The sequence below is a fragment of the Cytobacillus firmus DS1 genome (assembly GCF_000565285.1).
Classification (GTDB): Bacteria; Bacillota; Bacilli; order Bacillales; family Cytobacillaceae; genus Cytobacillus; species Cytobacillus firmus_A.
The window spans coordinates 1-1,398 of the sequence record NZ_APVL01000063.1; the positions used below are offsets into that span (position 1 = coordinate 1).

A 1,398-nucleotide genomic window follows, 5' to 3' on the forward strand; every position below is an offset into this window, starting at 1 on the left:
GGCAAACACTTCTTCATGCATTATCTAGTTTTGAGGGAACGAAAATTGAAATTTCCTCTTGAAATATCCTGAAAAGACGGTATAATAAAACTTGTCTTTGAAAAATAGTCTGGTGGCGATAGCGAGAAGGTCACACCCGTTCCCATACCGAACACGGAAGTTAAGCTTCTCAGCGCCGATGGTAGTTAGGGGCTGTCCCCTTGTGAGAGTAGGACGCTGCCGGGCATTAATAATGGAGGATTAGCTCAGCTGGGAGAGCATCTGCCTTACAAGCAGAGGGTCGGCGGTTCGATCCCGTCATCCTCCACCATTAATTTAATGTACAAGCTGCCGGTGTAGCTCAATTGGTAGAGCAACTGACTTGTAATCAGTAGGTTGGGGGTTCAAGTCCTCTCGCCGGCACCATTTCAATTCTTTTTATAGAATATGAGCCATTAGCTCAGTCGGTAGAGCAGATTGCAGCCCCAGTGAATTACTTCACCTGAATAGCAATCTGTGACAAAGCGTTTAGCTTTGGAACATCTGACTGTACTTATCAGGCTTTAGGAAGTCTCATAAAATTATGAGCCATTAGCTCAGTCGGTAGAGCATCTGACTTTTAATCAGAGGGTCGAAGGTTCGAGTCCTTCATGGCTCACCATTTTAATTTCATATTGCGGGTGTGGCGGAATTGGCAGACGCACCAGACTTAGGATCTGGCGCCGCAAGGCGTGGGGGTTCGACTCCCTTCACCCGCACCATTTTTTATGCGGAAGTAGTTCAGTGGTAGAACATCACCTTGCCAAGGTGGGGGTCGCGGGTTCGAATCCCGTCTTCCGCTCCATTTATTGCCGGGGTGGCGGAACTGGCAGACGCACAGGACTTAAAATCCTGCGGTAGGTGACTACCGTACCGGTTCGATTCCGGTCCTCGGCACCAGTAGAATTTAATAATGCGCCCGTAGCTCAATTGGATAGAGCGTTTGACTACGGATCAAAAGGTTAGGGGTTCGACTCCTCTCGGGCGCGCCATTATACGGGGAGTAGCTCAGCTTGGTAGAGCACTTGGTTTGGGACCAAGGGGTCGCAGGTTCGAATCCTGTCTTCCCGACCATTAGTCTTTGGGGCCTTAGCTCAGCTGGGAGAGCGCCTGCTTTGCACGCAGGAGGTCAGCGGTTCGATCCCGCTAGGCTCCACCATAATTATTTTTACTGTTTTGGCGGTGTAGCTCAGCTGGCTAGAGCGTACGGTTCATACCCGTGAGGTCGGGGGTTCGATCCCCTCCGCCGCTACCATTTTACTAGACGATGCTGGACCTTTAGCTCAGCTGGTTAGAGCAGACGGCTCATAACCGTCCGGTCGTAGGTTCGAGTCCTACAAGGTCCACCACTTTTCTTATACGGAGGTAACCCCCAAGTAA

11 tRNA genes and 1 rRNA gene are annotated in these 1,398 nt (G+C 50.4%); all 12 read left to right on the top strand.

Going from position 1 to position 1,398, the window contains the following annotated elements:
• Positions 1 to 108 precede the first annotated feature (108 nt).
• The 12 genes from rrf (at position 109) to PBF_RS24730 (ending at position 1,367) form a co-directional block, all read left to right on the top strand.
• A 5S ribosomal RNA gene (gene rrf / locus PBF_RS24675) occupies positions 109 to 225 on the top strand.
• A 9-nt stretch (positions 226 to 234) separates the two neighbouring features.
• A tRNA-Val gene (locus PBF_RS24680) sits at positions 235 to 310 on the top strand.
• 19 nt (positions 311 to 329) lie between these two features.
• A tRNA-Thr gene (locus tag PBF_RS24685) sits at positions 330 to 405 on the top strand.
• A 159-nt stretch (positions 406 to 564) separates the two neighbouring features.
• Positions 565 to 640 (top strand) — tRNA-Lys (locus tag PBF_RS24690).
• Between the two features lie 15 nt (positions 641 to 655).
• A tRNA-Leu gene (locus PBF_RS24695) sits at positions 656 to 740 on the top strand.
• Between the two features lie 8 nt (positions 741 to 748).
• Positions 749 to 823, top strand: a tRNA-Gly gene (locus PBF_RS24700).
• A gap of 6 nt (positions 824 to 829) precedes the next feature.
• Positions 830 to 918, top strand: a tRNA-Leu gene (locus tag PBF_RS24705).
• Between the two features lie 15 nt (positions 919 to 933).
• Positions 934 to 1,010, top strand: a tRNA-Arg gene (locus tag PBF_RS24710).
• Between the two features lie 5 nt (positions 1,011 to 1,015).
• Positions 1,016 to 1,092 (top strand) — tRNA-Pro (locus PBF_RS24715).
• A 9-nt stretch (positions 1,093 to 1,101) separates the two neighbouring features.
• Positions 1,102 to 1,177: transfer RNA gene (locus tag PBF_RS24720), tRNA-Ala, on the top strand.
• Between the two features lie 19 nt (positions 1,178 to 1,196).
• Positions 1,197 to 1,273, top strand: a tRNA-Met gene (locus PBF_RS24725).
• 17 nt (positions 1,274 to 1,290) lie between these two features.
• Positions 1,291 to 1,367: transfer RNA gene (locus PBF_RS24730), tRNA-Ile, on the top strand.
• Positions 1,368 to 1,398: the final 31 nt, after the last annotated feature.